We start from the raw sequence: 13,491 nt of genomic DNA on the forward strand, positions 1-13,491 counted from the left end.
CCCCCTACTTGTTAATTAGGTAGTCGAATTTGTTTATTTTCTTTGGATTCTTTATATAATACAATCGTGTTTCCAATAATTTGAACAAGATCTGCACCTGTTCCATTAACAATTTCATCAGCCACCGTATTTTTATCATCTTCACAATTTTGCAATACAGACACTTTAAAAAGCTCACGTGCCTCAAGCGCATCCGATAATTGCTTAATCATATTTTCATTGACCCCACCTTTACCCACTTGAAAAATTGGATTTAAGTGATGAGCTTCAGAACGCAAAAAGCGTTTTTGTTTTCCTGTTAACATGATGTACCTCCTAGTTGGTTATATACAATTTTTGTCATTTTTTCGATTGATGGAGCTTGTTTTGTCCATATCTTGAAAGCTAATGCTGCTTGATGTACGAACATACCAACACCAGTATGAACAGTTAACCCAAGCTCCTCCGCTTCTTTCAATAAAGCCGTATAAATTGGGTTATAAATTATATCACTAACGATTGCAGTCTTTTTAGCATTTTTTAGTGATAAAGGTTTCTGATCGATATGAGGATGTAATCCGACAGCAGTTGTTTGGATAATAATGTCGTAGTTTTCAATAACATCCTCCGCTTCTTGTATGGTTAACGCATTGCTATTATTCGTAAAAGGACACTCTTGAATGAGCTCTTCAGCTTTTGAAATCGTACGATTAGAAATATCAATATCCCGACACCCTTGGTGAGTAAGAGCAAGAAATATCCCTCTTGCTGCACCTCCAGAACCAATAATTAGAATTTTATGATCTGAGACCGGTTTATTGACCATTTCTTTTAGAGATTCAACATATCCATTTCCGTCTGTATTGTGTCCAATTAATCGACCATTGTCATTCACTACAGTATTCACTGCACCTGCTATCTTTGCTGTTTCATGCAGTTCATCTAAAAATGGAATAATAGAAATCTTATGTGGAATCGTAACATTAAATCCTTTTACCTCTAATAACTTTAGGGCTTTAACAGATTCCTTTAAATCTTCGGGTTCAACATGAAAAGCATGGTAATGATGTTCCATGTTTTTTTCTTTAAAAGCATCATTATGGATTGCCGGTGACATTGAATGCTCTACCGGACATCCAATCAGTCCATATAAATTCCCCATCCTCAACTCTCCCTAATTAAATTAGCGATTTTCTCAGTGTAACATTTACTCCTTTTGGTGCAAAAGCAACGATTTTTTTACCCGGATTATTAACTGTAACCCATCCTAAACCTGAAAAGACAACATCTGTTTTTCCTTCATGAATCGTTAATTCATGAGGAACTAACTCCGGAAATGTTTCTACATCATCTTTTCTTGGTGGTGTTAAAAGCTCTCCAACATGTTTTTCATAAAGGGAATCAGCATTCTCCAGTTTAGTTCGATGAATAATTAACTCAGTTGGAATATAGCATACGAGTGCTTCTCTTCCACCTGATACATAATCTAATCTTGCCAACCCGCCAAAATATAAAGTTTGTTGTTCATTTAATTGGAATACTTTTGGTTTAATTTCCTTTTTAGGACTTAATAGCTTTAGGTCGCGTTTATCAACAAAGTGTGCCATTTGATGGTGATTAATAATACCAGGTGTGTCATACAAGGAAGCTCCATTGTCCAGAGGTATTTCAATTAAGTCTAATGTTGTTCCCGGATAATGTGATGTTGTAATAACATCATTAACGCCTGCAACTTCTTTAATCATTCGATTTATAAATGTTGATTTCCCTACATTTGTACAACCCACCACATAAACATCTTGTCCATTTCGATATTCATCAATTAATTCGGCCACTTCTTTTATGCCATGTCCTTTTGCTGAGCTTACCAAACAAACATCAATCGGTTTTAACCCCAGCTCTTTTGCTTCTCTTTTCATCCAGTTAATCAGCTTTTGTTTTTTTACTGATTTAGGTAAAATATCGCTTTTATTCCCTATCAATAAAATTGGATTTCCTTTTACAAATCGTTGAATTCCCTGTAACCAACTACCACTGAAATCAAAAATATCTACAATTTTTACAATTAATCCTTTTGTTTCACCAATACCGTGTAAAATCTTTAAAAAGTCATCATCTGTTAGTGAAACATCCTGAATTTCATTATAATTTTTTAATCGGAAACACCTTTGACAGATGATATCCTCTTTTTCTAAAGCACTTACTGGAGCATATCCAAGCTTGTCAGGATCTTGTGTTTGAATCGAAACACCACACCCTATACATGAAAATTGCTGTTCAGACACGTTTTATTCCTCCCATTGAATCATACCTTTACGTTTCAAAGTAGCCATTATCTTGCGTTCAATTCTGCGGTTTATTCTAGTGAAAAAACCATCTGTAGAAGCAACTGGAACGACCAAAATGGTCTGAAATCCATTACGATTTCCACCTAATACATCTGTTAAAAGCTGATCTCCAATTACAACAACCTCTTCTTTTTTCAAGTTCATATCTTTAACCGCTTTTAAAAACGCTCTACCCATTGGCTTTCTAGCCTTATAGATAAAAGGAATCTTATGAGGTTCTGAAAATGCTTTTACACGTAATTCATTATTATTAGATACAATGGTAATTTTGATATCTAGGTCCTTCACTTCTTTAAACCACTCAATTAGTTGTGGGGTAGCATCTGGTCGATCCCATTCAACAAGAGTGTTATCTAAATCTGTAATAATACCTTTTATTCCGCTTTCCTTTAATTTCATAGGAGATATATGAAAAATACTTTTTACATAATCTCCAGGTAAAAATAACTGTAGCATGAGTTTTTAACACCTCATTATCATTTTTTTGCCAACTTACATCATATCGAATTTATTTCATTCTTTCAAAACAAAATTAAAGTATATGAAAATTCAACACAAAAAATCACAAAAACTTTTCGACATTTTCCGACCACCTTCAACACTTGTGGATAATATTATACACAATATCCACCCTGTAATACCTCATTTTTATCACCTTATAAACAACATACCCACAATTTATCCACTGTTAATTGTGGATAACAGAACGGTTGTTCTCACTTTTGATTTCTGTTAGATTTAAGTTAATAACAAAATATAACATTTTTTAGATGTCTTATTGTATAAGACCATAACAAATGTTAGGAGGTGGAGAGCCAAGTACTTGGCCATTCATATGCGTAAACTTTCTGACGAACTACTAATTGAATCTTACTTTAAAGCGATCGAAATGAAACTAAATGATGATTTTATAGAATTAATTATGATTGAAATTAAACGCCGTTCTTTGGGACATGTGTTAAAAGCTTCTTCTTAAAGCTTAACACTGTCGCCAGACGGCTTTTTTTTATTCATTATTTATACTTTGTCCATTCTGTTTTTACACTACTCTTTCAGCTTTATATGTAACATCTAATTTGTGAATGTTATTATACCATTTGTTGTGAAGCACCACTATCTTTAATTCCTTACTGACAAGAATTTAACAAAGGATCAACATTAGTGTAAAAGCCTTCAGCAATTTCATGAAGGCTTCATCATGTCATTTTTTTATTAACGATAGTGATTGAAGTAATAATAACCTCCGCCAATGACAAGCAACAAAATTAACAATACTACAATAAATTTATACCAATATCCATACCCTGCTGTAACAGCTGCAGGGTAATACGGGTATGGCGCTGGTCCATATGGTGAATAACCATACATCTGTTTTCCTCCTTCATTAGTCCCTTTTTTATATTACTATGTATGTAACCTAATAAGAGCGTAGGCTTTTACCCTGCATCGTCCAAATAACTTACAAATGTGAGAATATAAATGTTTGTGTAAGAAAAGAATCTAAAATAACTTTCATTTGTACAGACACAAACAAGCTTCCTTCAACATACACATGACTTATAGGCACGCGCCTAGATTATGTTTTTAGTGGAGGTGGGGGTATGACAGGGCTCATAACAGCACTAGGCTTCTTTGTAAAAGAATTAGTGTTCTTAGTATCTTATGTAAAGAACAATGCCTTTCCACAGCCTTTGTCTGCTACAGACGAAAAGAAGTATCTACAAAAAATGTCTGAAGGTGATGAGTATGCAAGGAACCTGCTAATTGAACATAACTTGCGACTCGTTGCTCATATTGTTAAAAAGTTTGAAAATACTGGTGAAGATTCTGAGGACTTAATATCGATCGGGACAATCGGGTTAATTAAAGCGATTGAAAGCTATTCACAAGGTAAAGGAACAAAACTTGCTACTTATGCTGCGCGTTGTATCGAAAATGAAATCCTAATGCATTTACGTGCCTTAAAAAAGACTAAAAAAGATGTTTCTTTACACGACCCTATCGGTCAAGATAAAGAAGGAAATGAAATCAGCTTAATTGATGTTCTAAAATCAGAAAACGAAGATGTGATTGACACTATTCAGTTAAATATGGAATTGGAAAAAGTTAAGGAATACATTGATATACTGGATGGTAGGGAAAAGGAAGTTATTGTCGGAAGATTTGGGCTTGATTTAAAAAAAGAAAAGACACAGCGTGAGATCGCAAAAGAACTCGGTATCTCAAGAAGCTATGTATCTAGAATTGAAAAACGCGCCTTAATGAAAATGTTTCATGAGTTTTATCGTGCAGAAAAGGAAAAGCGAAATCGTTTAAAAGAAAAATAATACGTAATAGAAGAAGGACACATTCAATTGTGTCCTTCTTTCAACTTTTCTTTCATTTCATTCTTCATCTATTGAACTTGGCTAGGTAGTGTCCTTCTCAACAATTAAATGTAGCAGTAATTCGATTTTTAACATATTTATCGCCTCCGTTATTTTTTAATTTAGCATTCATTTACATGTTGTGAAAGTTCTCAAATTGCTTTGTTTTTACTTCTTCCATTCTTTTTTGGATCTCTTGATCATGTTGAATATCAGTTTTGGTTTTCTTTTTTTTAGAAACAGAAAGTGTCAGCGTAATAAAGAATAAGTTAATTGTCATGTGTATCACCTCCTTTAAGTTATTTAACACCTTAACAGGCTGCCAAATCCTTAGAGGAATTATGAATTCTCTTTGTGACGTGATGTCTTAATGACTAAAAAAATAAAACACGCCACAGGGGCAACCTGCAGCGTGTTTAAATAACGATATAAATACGCCACAAGGATTCAAATCATCCCGAGGCGTGTGTTTTGCTGATCTTTTAGCAATCAATTAAGTAAATAATTAAGATACACCAATTCGGTCGATAAGAATGATTAAGTTATTGTTATGTGAATTTGTTCGCTTTTTCATGTTCATTTCCTTCGACCTCCTTTTATTATTTACTATTACAATGGTAATTATATCCACGATTTCCAATTATGTAAATACGTAATGAAAAATTTATATATTCAGACAATTAGGATTAGCTTTATTTCAATAAAAAAACCAATCTCATATAATGAAATTGGCTATTTTGCAATATTTATTTGTTTTCTGCTTCATTTAATTGTTTCTTATATTTTAACGACATTCTGAAGCTTACAAAAGCTCCAATTAAAAATAGTATGGTCGTAATCATTAGAACAATATCATACATAGCATGCTTTCCTTGATCCGGCAAAACGACACCTATATATATAAATACGCTTGCTGCTAATAGAACAAATGCATAATTTTTAAAATCTGTTACCAGCGCTTGTAATGCTTTTTTATTCATACAATCACCTACTAACTGTGTTATATATAAACAATAACACAGCCTAGCAGACTATTAATCAAGTAAATTAACCCAATGGTGGGATAATTTTTAAAAAATGACTCAAATGTTTGAGATCCTGCTCAACGATTTAAGTCATTTTGACATTTAGATCGCTTCAACAATTTTCAAAACTAAGTCTGCTGAATGTTTAGCTGCTTGATCTAAAAATTGATCAAATGAAACATTTGATTCTTTACCAGCGATGTCTGATAACGCTCTAATGATCACAAATGGTACTTCAAATTGATGACAAACTTGTGCAATTGCTGCTGCTTCCATTTCACCTGCATAAAGGTCTTGAAACTTACTTCGAATAAAATCTACTTTAACAGGATCATTTAAAAATGAATCACCTGTCACGATTAATCCTTTAGCTACTTGAATATCTGTAATTTCTTCAGCTTTTTTTACAGCAATTTCCACAAGCTTTTGATCTGGAGTAAAGGCTGCAGGTAATCCCGGTACTTGTCCATATTCATAGCCAAATGCTGTTACATCCACATCATTGTGGCGTACTTCAGAGCTAATAACAACATCACCTACATTCAATGAAGAATGGAATCCACCAGCTGAACCGGTGTTAATTACGTAGTCAGGTTTATATCGGTCCAATAATAATGTTGAACTAAGAGCAGCATTTACCTTTCCAATACCGGACTTAAGGAGAATGATGTCAACTCCATTATATACACCAGTAGTAAATTCACTGCCAGCAATTATTTCTTGCTCACGATTATCCAATTTATCTCTTAAAATTGTTACTTCCTCTTCCATTGCTCCAATAATGGCAATTTTCATCTCACTCAATCCTTCCATATGTATCATTGTACATCCAAGTTATGTCTTTCTATCTCCACATAGAAGTTTACCTATTTCATTTGTGCAACGCAAGGTTAATTGACTTACATGTAAGTTTTGTTAGTATTTAATAAAGAAAAAATATATTGAGGTGTCAAAAAACATGGATTTTCAATTGGAATTACTAAAGGATAAAGTTGAATTTTTTGAAGCAACATCTATTAAAGACTTAGAAAAAAAGATAAATGATCAAATCGTACATAATCAGGCTATTTTGTTACATGTGCATTCTGTTTCCCATCAGATGTTTGTTACGGAAGACGGCAAAAGAATATATAGTGCTGTAGTTCACTTTAAGGCCAAAATCTAGTTCATTAGAAAAGCGCAAGCGCCTTGATCAGCCCCGACAAGCATAAGACGCAAAGGAATAGAAGACGTTCTTTGTCTTCAATTCCTTTGTGGCTTATGACCTCGAGGGGCTAGGCGCTGGAGCTAGACACCCACACTAAGTACAAAATTTTATACTTTCTTACCTGTTTAGAAAAACACGACTTACCGCCAAGAATGGCGGAAGTCGATGTCTTTTCTTATACTATCATCCATAAAATTTATATACTTTCTGATAGTATAAAAAAGGAGCTTCTACGTATTAACCGTAAAAGCTCCTAGTTCATTTAACTTTGTTTTTCAATCTTCGTTGGCATCCAGCCTTTATTTTCAACCCAGGTAATATAAACTTTATATTTGGCAGATTGATCTTTAGGTGAGATCGTACCTACAGCATCATTCGGGCTACCATTGTTTCCAAGGTGCCAGATAATCATTTCTGATTCAGGAATTCCGGTTGCATAACCAAGCGCTTTTGTCATTTCCTTCCAATCCTGCGAGTTCTTATCATATTGTGCTGAATGAGGCTCAGATTGTGATGTACCTACAGGCTCCCATGCGGGGTTTTCAATTGTTTCAGCAACACCAGAACCAGGCTCTCCTTCCGTAATGGTTGCTTGTTCAAAAGGATCTTCTGTACTTTCTTCCTCAGCGGTATCATTGTTCTCAGTATTCTCTGTTTCCTCGGAACCTTCTTCCCCTTGTTCTTCAGAAGCATCAGGATCTTCTACTTCTGCTTCCTCATTTTCTTCGGTTTCAGCTGCAGGTTCTTTGGTACTTTCTTCATCACTTGCAAGTTTTATATCAGGCTGCTCATTATATTTAGCTGTTTTTTCAGATTGATTTGCCCCAAGGATAAGTTGTGATCCTATCACAAATATTAGAACCAACACAATCCCTATTAATGTGTTTAACACAATATTCGTTTTTCTTTTTTTATCTCTTTTTTCATAACGAGAGGTGCTAAATTGATTATTACTCAATGCCCTACACTCCTTTTTATCCCTTTACCTTCAGTCTTCATTCTAGCATTTTGAAGATTTTCTATCTAGTCGTATCATAAATCCTAATTGAAAAGATTACTACTCCTAAACTAGTTTTTTCGTTCGTCAATTTTAGACATTTCACTTACAATATCATAAAAAGCAGCATTAGTACCAGCCTCAGCACTGGTTGTATCCATCTCCACAACTACTAATGCATATTTTGGTTGATCTGATGGAAAATAACCTGCAAACCACTTATTATACAACGTTTGATCATCTTCATTTGATTTGCCTGTTTGAGCAGTCCCTGATTTACCTGATACCTCCATAGGAGATGTTTGAAACCTTCTTCCTGTTCCCTCAGAATCTGTCACAACCAGCCTGAGCAGCTTTTGAAGCTTTGCAGCTGTCATAGGAGATATGGTATCTCCTTCTAAAGGATTAGACGTAAATGAATACATTTTGGTTCCATTTTTATATAATATATTTTTTACGATTTTCACTTGTTGTTTCTGTCCGCCTCTTGCAATGGTTGCCATCATATTTGCAATAGAAAGCGGGGTAACTTTTACATCTTTTTGCCCTATAGCCGTTTGATCAATGGCTCTAGGGACATTTTTATCTTTTTCATCACTCCAAATATTACCTGTTTTTTCATCAGGAAATTGCTTAAAGTTTTCATAATGAAATACTTCACCAGTCCAGCCGACCGGATTGATTAAGCCAATTTTGCTTGCTGTATCTTCAATAACATGTTGATCTTTCTCCATTAATTCTCTGGCTAACGTTGTAAATGTGTAATTACAGCTTTCCGCAAAGCTTCTATCAAAGGTAAGTTGTCCATCATCTTGTCCCCCATCTGCTTCACCGTGTAAGTTTAAACTACAGTTAAACTGTCTGGTGGGATCATCTAAACCATATTCGATCGCTGCAGCAGAAATGACAGTTTTAAAAATAGAACCTGGAAAAAGGGGCTGAAGCATCTGATTTGATAGTGTTTTCGAATCAGATCGATTTAAACTTGGTTTACTAGCCATAGCTAATACTTCATTATTTTCTATATCAAGTAAAACAAGTCCCCCTTTCTCAATATTTTGGTGCTCTAATACATCTTCAGCCATTGTTTGTATTTCCTTGTCAATTGTTGTTTCAACTGTTACAGGATAAAATGGATTCGAGTCAGCAATATATTTGACGTTAATACCAAATAGAGGATGGCCGTCTCCATCTACATGATAAAGCAGCTTTGTTTCTGCATCTGGTAACAAAAATTCATCAAATGCTTCTTCAAGCCCGGTTACACCAATTTTTGTTTTGTAGGATAAGTCTGTACGGTCAGGGTATTTCGCTCTTAATGCCTCTGCATTTTCACCCACGATCCCAATGATATGTTCTCCTATTGTCTCGTCTAACTTTGTTTGCTGATAAATACCGAAAACGCCAGGAATTTCAAGTTCATTAATTTTTTCAAGTTCTGCTGCTGTTAATGAAACACCATCTTTACTTGATAACACTATCGGCTCCTTCGTGTCACTAACTAATTCTTGTAATTTATTACCGGGAATTCCAACAATTCTTGAAAGGTCCTCAGAAGGCCACTCCGCCTCCTTTAAAAAAGGAAAAAGAACCAATGAGGGTTCTGCCTGTTTTTGAAGCGGATCTCCATTTCGATCAACAAAACGCCCCCGGCCATCATCAATCATGACTTCTTGAGTTCTTTGATTAACACTCTCCTGCACAAGATTAACACCTTTTTTAGAAAAGGATTCTGTATTTATTAATTGAATATCAGCTAAGCGATATAAAAAGAATGTTAATACCACTAAATAAATAATACCAAAGAAAATAAATCTCTTATTTTGTAACATCGTTTCCTCCATTGAGGCCCGATCTTTCCCTTATTATTCTTCGAAAAGAGGAATAAAAAAGAAACACCTCGTCATCATTTTTGACGAGGTGTTTCTTATATAAACATTTTATTAGCTAATATTCACAATTTTCACAAGCATTTCTCCACCAGGTGTTTGAACTGTCACTTCATCGCCTACTTTTTTACCAAGTAAGCTTTTAGCAATTGGAGAATCATTCGAAATTTTACCTTCAAATGGATCTGCCTCTGCACTACCTACAATTGTGTATGTTTCTTCATCGCCATCTGGCAGCTCGGTAAAAGTAACTGTACGCCCAAGTGATACTGAACTTGTATCAGCTTCACCTTCAATTATTTTTGCATTGCGAATCATATTTTCTAAGGTCGTAATACGCCCTTCAACAAATGCTTGTTCTTCTTTTGCTGAATCATACTCAGAGTTCTCAGATAAATCTCCGAAGCTACGTGCGATTTTTATTCTTTCTACAACTTCTTTACGTTTAACCGTTTTCAAATATTCAAGCTCCTGTTCGAGCTTATCTTTACCTTCTCTAGTCATTGGAAAAACTTTTTCTTGTGCCATGTTTATTCCACTCCTTCTAGTAGACTTCCCGGTCGTACTGAGTCATTCATGCTATACTTTATCCTTTTGCTTATGTATTAACTAAAATTTAAGTAAAAAATATTTAAGCTTTTTAACCCTTTATCGTTTATCACAGTATGTAAAAAGTAAGGGCAACAATGTGCCCCGCTGTTTTATATAAACGATGCTTTTAATGAAAGCTAGATAATTTTTATTACTTATACATAATATGATCACAGTAGACTTTATCTATGCTATGTTATTACAAAATTGCATTTAGTTCAAGAATTGTTTGAATTTTTGTTACCATTAAGTCAATTGCAACGTGATTTTGCCCACCTTCAGGGATAATGATATCAGCATATCTCTTTGTCGGCTCGATAAATTGGTTATGCATTGGCCTTACAACTGAAATGTATTGTTCAATAACCGAATCAATTGAACGGCCCCTTTCTTTGATATCACGTAGAATTCTACGAATAATTCGTAAATCAGCATCAGTATCCACAAATAGTTTGATATCCATTAATTCACGTAAGCGCTCGTCCTCTAAGATGAGGATACCTTCAAGAATAATAACATCTTTTGGTTCCACGAGAATAACATCTTCAGATCGAGTATGCAATGTATAATCATAAACTGGTTTTTCAATTGAATTATGATTCATTAATGCATTTAAATGTTCAATTAATAAATCATTATCAAATGCAAGCGGATGGTCATAATTCGTGTTTAATCTCTGCTCAAATGGCAGATGACTTTGATCTTTATAATAAAAATCCTGTTCCAGCATTAAGATTGAATGACCTTTAAAATGCTCGTAAATCGCCTTTGTCACGCTTGTTTTTCCTGAGCCTGAACCCCCAGCAACCCCTATTACAACCGGCTTCTTCGCCATTATTTTTAGAACCCCTTTCGCATCATGTTGTTTACGAAGACGGGTTTATCTACTTTAAAAGTCACAATTTGTAGTGGATGGCGAGCTGCATCTAGCTCTTTTCCATCTTCATCCCAAATCTTCTCAATTGTTTGTGTAAAGTTCTCGATTTCCGGACCAAAGAATTCAACTGTTTCACCTATTTTAAAGTGGTTACGTTGCTGCAGGGTAACCATTTGTGTATCTTTGTTATAATCTAATACAAGCCCGGCAAAATCATACTCGGTTTTCTTACTATGATCGCCAAACATTTGTTGTTTATAGCCGGGAACTCCTTCAAAGAAGGCAGAAGCTGTTTCTCGGTTAGCACATTTATTAAGCTCTTTTAACCATTCAGGGTTTATTTTAAAGTTTTCAGGATCAGCACAATAAGCGTCAATGACTTTACGATAAACACTCACAACTGTAGCAATATAGTGAATTGATTTCATTCTTCCTTCAATCTTTAAACTGTCTATCCCAAGTTCAATCATTTTAGGAATAGATTCAATTAAATTTAAATCCATCGGACTCATTGCAAACGATGCATCATCTTCATCGAATAAGGCCACTTCTTGATTGTTTTCAAGCTTAAACAAGTCATAGTCCCAACGACATGACTGACAGCAACCGCCACGGTTTGAGTCACGTGCAGTCATATGGTTACTTAATGTACAGCGTCCGGAATAAGCAATACACATTGCACCATGAATAAAGGCTTCAATCTCAATATCAACCTTTTCTTTCATTTCCTTTATTTCTTCAGCACTCGTTTCACGGGCTAGTACGACACGCTCTAACCCTTCTTCCTTCCAAAACTGGACAGCTTTCCAGTTTGAAAGTGATTGCTGTGTACTTAAATGAACTTCAAGTTTCGGTGCCACACGGCGGCATGTTTCAATGATAAGCGGGTCAGCAACAATAATTCCTGTTACACCTGCATTCTGTAATCCTATTAAATATTCATCAAGTCCGTCCATGTTTTCATTATGTGCAAAAATATTTGTTGTAACATAGATTTTCGCTCCATATTTATTAGCGAACTGTACACCTTCTGCCATTTCCTCTAAAGAGAAATTACCGGCATTTGAACGAAGACCATATTCCTGACCTCCAATAAATACAGCATCCGCACCATAATGAACGGCAATTTTTAACTTCTCTAAATTTCCTGCTGGAGCTAATAACTCGGGCTTCTTCGTTATTACACGTTTTCCATCGATGATTGTAGATATTTTATCTATAACTGTCGTCACTTTTTTCACTCCCTTTTTGCACTACAACTATTCAAATTAATAAACTGTTTCTTTAAAGAAAAAGCCTGTATCTAATGAGCGGTTCTTCGCTTGAATGTTTTCAATTTCTTCTAAAAGTACATCTTTTGCTTCTTCGTACTTCGCATTGTCCTCAACATAAAGATCTATTGCTTTTCTGTACTTTTTTGTGACCTCTATAATATAGTCTGAAGTTTGTAATACACCATCAATCTTGAAGGAGTCAATTTCTGCGTCAATCATGTCTCCAAGCTCATCAATGATACACATATCATTTGGACTCATAATATGTGTTCCATTCACATCTTCAAAGATTGGATATTTATTATCCCTTTCAGGATCAAATAAAAACATCATTTCCTTGGTATCTGTACGGTTTTCCACTTTTAATGCCTTACCTTGATACTCAAAATAATTACCTAAAAGTGTGCGCTTGGATTGGAACATGCATGTCATCCCGTGTACCTGCACCTCAATTTCAACCTCTGCATGCTCTTTTGTTTCAATAATTGAATCCATGCTTAATTCACGGGCAAGTATCGCACGCTTTGCACCTTTTCTCCCCCAATAATTGCATGTATACCAGTTTGTTGCTGTTGTTTCAGTGTTCCAATGAAGGTTTAAATCAGGTGCCACTTCTTTTGCTGCCATTAAAACCGCCGGATCACCAAACACAACTGCATCAGGATTTACCTCTGTTAAAAAGGATAAGTAGTTTTCTATATCTTCGATTGCTTCGTTGTGGAAAATAGCATTCATGGCAACATATACTTTTTTATTATGTTGATGAGCAATTTCTATTGTTTGTTTCACTTGGTCTCTTGAGAATTCACCTGCAAGGCGCAGCCCAAATCTTTGTTCTCCAATCATAAACGCATCTGCACCAGCTTCAATTAATGGAAGAACATCGGTTACTGATTTAGGTGTAACTAATAATTCTGGTTTTTGCATTTTTTCACACC

General features: G+C 35.0%; 17 protein-coding genes. 3 read left to right on the top strand and 14 right to left on the bottom strand.

The features are described 5' to 3' along the window. Window positions 1–11: 11 nt before the first annotated feature. The 4 genes from yhbY to BK577_RS07865 are packed head-to-tail and all read right to left on the bottom strand — an operon-like array spanning window position 12 to window position 2,783. On the bottom strand, window positions 12–305 hold the full coding sequence (gene yhbY / locus BK577_RS07850) for a ribosome assembly RNA-binding protein YhbY (RefSeq protein WP_078432405.1): 294 nt from the start codon (window positions 303–305) through the stop codon (window positions 12–14). Beyond that, window positions 299–1,141 carry a shikimate dehydrogenase gene (gene aroE, locus BK577_RS07855; protein ID WP_078432406.1) on the bottom strand — a complete coding sequence of 281 codons (843 nt, stop codon included), beginning with the start codon at window positions 1,139–1,141 and terminating at the stop codon, window positions 299–301. The genes yhbY and aroE overlap by 7 nt, the downstream gene beginning before the upstream one ends. A 16-nt stretch (window positions 1,142–1,157) precedes the next feature. After that, window positions 1,158–2,264, bottom strand: coding sequence for a ribosome biogenesis GTPase YqeH (gene yqeH / locus BK577_RS07860; RefSeq protein ID WP_078432407.1), 1,107 nt, complete (start codon window positions 2,262–2,264; stop codon window positions 1,158–1,160). Window positions 2,265–2,267: 3 nt separating this feature from the next. After that, a complete protein-coding gene (locus BK577_RS07865; RefSeq protein WP_078432408.1) occupies window positions 2,268–2,783 on the bottom strand; it encodes a YqeG family HAD IIIA-type phosphatase in 516 nt (171 codons plus the stop codon). Between the two features lie 379 nt (window positions 2,784–3,162). Here BK577_RS07865 and sda point away from each other — a divergent pair, with 379 nt between their 5' ends. Beyond that, entirely contained in the window at window positions 3,163–3,303 is a 141-nt protein-coding gene (gene sda / locus BK577_RS07870; protein WP_026558670.1) for a sporulation histidine kinase inhibitor Sda, read from the top strand. Window positions 3,304–3,539: 236 nt separating this feature from the next. Here the strand turns inward: sda and BK577_RS25930 are convergent, their stop codons facing one another. Continuing rightward, window positions 3,540–3,695: a hypothetical protein gene (locus tag BK577_RS25930; RefSeq protein ID WP_169908156.1), complete on the bottom strand. Its 156-nt coding sequence runs from the start codon at window positions 3,693–3,695 to the stop codon at window positions 3,540–3,542. Window positions 3,696–3,928: 233 nt separating this feature from the next. Between BK577_RS25930 and sigK the strand changes: the two genes are divergently transcribed. Then, window positions 3,929–4,654 (top strand): RNA polymerase sporulation sigma factor SigK, encoded by a 726-nt coding sequence (sigK, locus tag BK577_RS07875; protein ID WP_026558669.1) that lies wholly within the window; start codon window positions 3,929–3,931, stop codon window positions 4,652–4,654. A gap of 172 nt (window positions 4,655–4,826) precedes the next feature. On the opposite strand, the gene BK577_RS07880 is transcribed toward sigK, so the two are convergent. The 3 genes from BK577_RS07880 to mtnN form a co-directional block, all read right to left on the bottom strand. Continuing rightward, window positions 4,827–4,973, bottom strand: a complete 147-nt coding sequence (locus BK577_RS07880) for a YrzI family small protein (RefSeq protein ID WP_078432409.1) — start codon at window positions 4,971–4,973, stop codon at window positions 4,827–4,829. A 466-nt stretch (window positions 4,974–5,439) separates the two neighbouring features. Continuing rightward, window positions 5,440–5,673, bottom strand: coding sequence for a YrhC family protein (locus BK577_RS07885; protein ID WP_078432410.1), 234 nt, complete (start codon window positions 5,671–5,673; stop codon window positions 5,440–5,442). 147 nt (window positions 5,674–5,820) lie between these two features. Beyond that, entirely contained in the window at window positions 5,821–6,513 is a 693-nt protein-coding gene (gene mtnN / locus BK577_RS07890) for a 5'-methylthioadenosine/S-adenosylhomocysteine nucleosidase (RefSeq protein WP_078433498.1), read from the bottom strand. A gap of 163 nt (window positions 6,514–6,676) precedes the next feature. Between mtnN and BK577_RS07895 the strand changes: the two genes are divergently transcribed. Further along, window positions 6,677–6,883, top strand: coding sequence for a DUF2536 family protein (locus BK577_RS07895; RefSeq protein ID WP_078432411.1), 207 nt, complete (start codon window positions 6,677–6,679; stop codon window positions 6,881–6,883). A gap of 304 nt (window positions 6,884–7,187) precedes the next feature. Here the strand turns inward: BK577_RS07895 and BK577_RS07900 are convergent, their stop codons facing one another. The 6 genes from BK577_RS07900 to BK577_RS07925 form a co-directional block, all read right to left on the bottom strand. Continuing rightward, a complete protein-coding gene (locus BK577_RS07900) occupies window positions 7,188–7,883 on the bottom strand; it encodes a YrrS family protein (protein WP_078432412.1) in 696 nt (231 codons plus the stop codon). A 110-nt stretch (window positions 7,884–7,993) separates the two neighbouring features. After that, on the bottom strand, window positions 7,994–9,754 hold the full coding sequence (locus tag BK577_RS07905) for a peptidoglycan D,D-transpeptidase FtsI family protein (RefSeq protein WP_078432413.1): 1,761 nt from the start codon (window positions 9,752–9,754) through the stop codon (window positions 7,994–7,996). A 111-nt stretch (window positions 9,755–9,865) separates the two neighbouring features. Further along, the gene (greA, locus tag BK577_RS07910) at window positions 9,866–10,339 is read right to left on the bottom strand and encodes a transcription elongation factor GreA (protein WP_078432414.1); all 474 of its coding nucleotides are present in this window, start codon (window positions 10,337–10,339) and stop codon (window positions 9,866–9,868) included. Window positions 10,340–10,601: 262 nt separating this feature from the next. Further along, window positions 10,602–11,237 (bottom strand): uridine kinase, encoded by a 636-nt coding sequence (gene udk, locus BK577_RS07915; protein ID WP_078432415.1) that lies wholly within the window; start codon window positions 11,235–11,237, stop codon window positions 10,602–10,604. 5 nt (window positions 11,238–11,242) lie between these two features. After that, a complete protein-coding gene (locus tag BK577_RS07920; protein WP_078432416.1) occupies window positions 11,243–12,511 on the bottom strand; it encodes a peptidase U32 family protein in 1,269 nt (422 codons plus the stop codon). A 36-nt stretch (window positions 12,512–12,547) separates the two neighbouring features. Next, the gene (locus BK577_RS07925; RefSeq protein ID WP_078432417.1) at window positions 12,548–13,480 is read right to left on the bottom strand and encodes a peptidase U32 family protein; all 933 of its coding nucleotides are present in this window, start codon (window positions 13,478–13,480) and stop codon (window positions 12,548–12,550) included. Window positions 13,481–13,491: the final 11 nt, after the last annotated feature.

Source organism: Metabacillus halosaccharovorans, from assembly GCF_002019635.1.
GTDB classification, from domain to species: domain Bacteria; phylum Bacillota; class Bacilli; order Bacillales; family Bacillaceae; genus Metabacillus; species Metabacillus halosaccharovorans.

What these genes read in the sequence shown, in the direction of transcription:
- greA (WP_078432414.1), bottom strand. Translation starts at nt 10,339, where the DNA reads ATGGCACAAGAAAAAGTTTTTCCAATGACTAGAGAAGGTAAAGATAAG.
- BK577_RS07925 (WP_078432417.1), bottom strand. Translation starts at nt 13,480, where the DNA reads ATGCAAAAACCAGAATTATTAGTTACACCTAAATCAGTAACCGATGTT.
- BK577_RS07865 (WP_078432408.1), bottom strand. Translation starts at nt 2,783, where the DNA reads ATGCTACAGTTATTTTTACCTGGAGATTATGTAAAAAGTATTTTTCAT.
- BK577_RS07895 (WP_078432411.1), top strand. Translation starts at nt 6,677, where the DNA reads ATGGATTTTCAATTGGAATTACTAAAGGATAAAGTTGAATTTTTTGAA.
- sda (WP_026558670.1), top strand. Translation starts at nt 3,163, where the DNA reads ATGCGTAAACTTTCTGACGAACTACTAATTGAATCTTACTTTAAAGCG.
- BK577_RS07880 (WP_078432409.1), bottom strand. Translation starts at nt 4,973, where the DNA reads ATGACAATTAACTTATTCTTTATTACGCTGACACTTTCTGTTTCTAAA.
- aroE (WP_078432406.1), bottom strand. Translation starts at nt 1,141, where the DNA reads ATGGGGAATTTATATGGACTGATTGGATGTCCGGTAGAGCATTCAATG.
- BK577_RS07885 (WP_078432410.1), bottom strand. Translation starts at nt 5,673, where the DNA reads ATGAATAAAAAAGCATTACAAGCGCTGGTAACAGATTTTAAAAATTAT.
- udk (WP_078432415.1), bottom strand. Translation starts at nt 11,237, where the DNA reads ATGGCGAAGAAGCCGGTTGTAATAGGGGTTGCTGGGGGTTCAGGCTCA.
- BK577_RS07905 (WP_078432413.1), bottom strand. Translation starts at nt 9,754, where the DNA reads ATGTTACAAAATAAGAGATTTATTTTCTTTGGTATTATTTATTTAGTG.
- yhbY (WP_078432405.1), bottom strand. Translation starts at nt 305, where the DNA reads ATGTTAACAGGAAAACAAAAACGCTTTTTGCGTTCTGAAGCTCATCAC.
- mtnN (WP_078433498.1), bottom strand. Translation starts at nt 6,513, where the DNA reads ATGAAAATTGCCATTATTGGAGCAATGGAAGAGGAAGTAACAATTTTA.
- sigK (WP_026558669.1), top strand. Translation starts at nt 3,929, where the DNA reads ATGACAGGGCTCATAACAGCACTAGGCTTCTTTGTAAAAGAATTAGTG.
- BK577_RS25930 (WP_169908156.1), bottom strand. Translation starts at nt 3,695, where the DNA reads ATGTATGGTTATTCACCATATGGACCAGCGCCATACCCGTATTACCCT.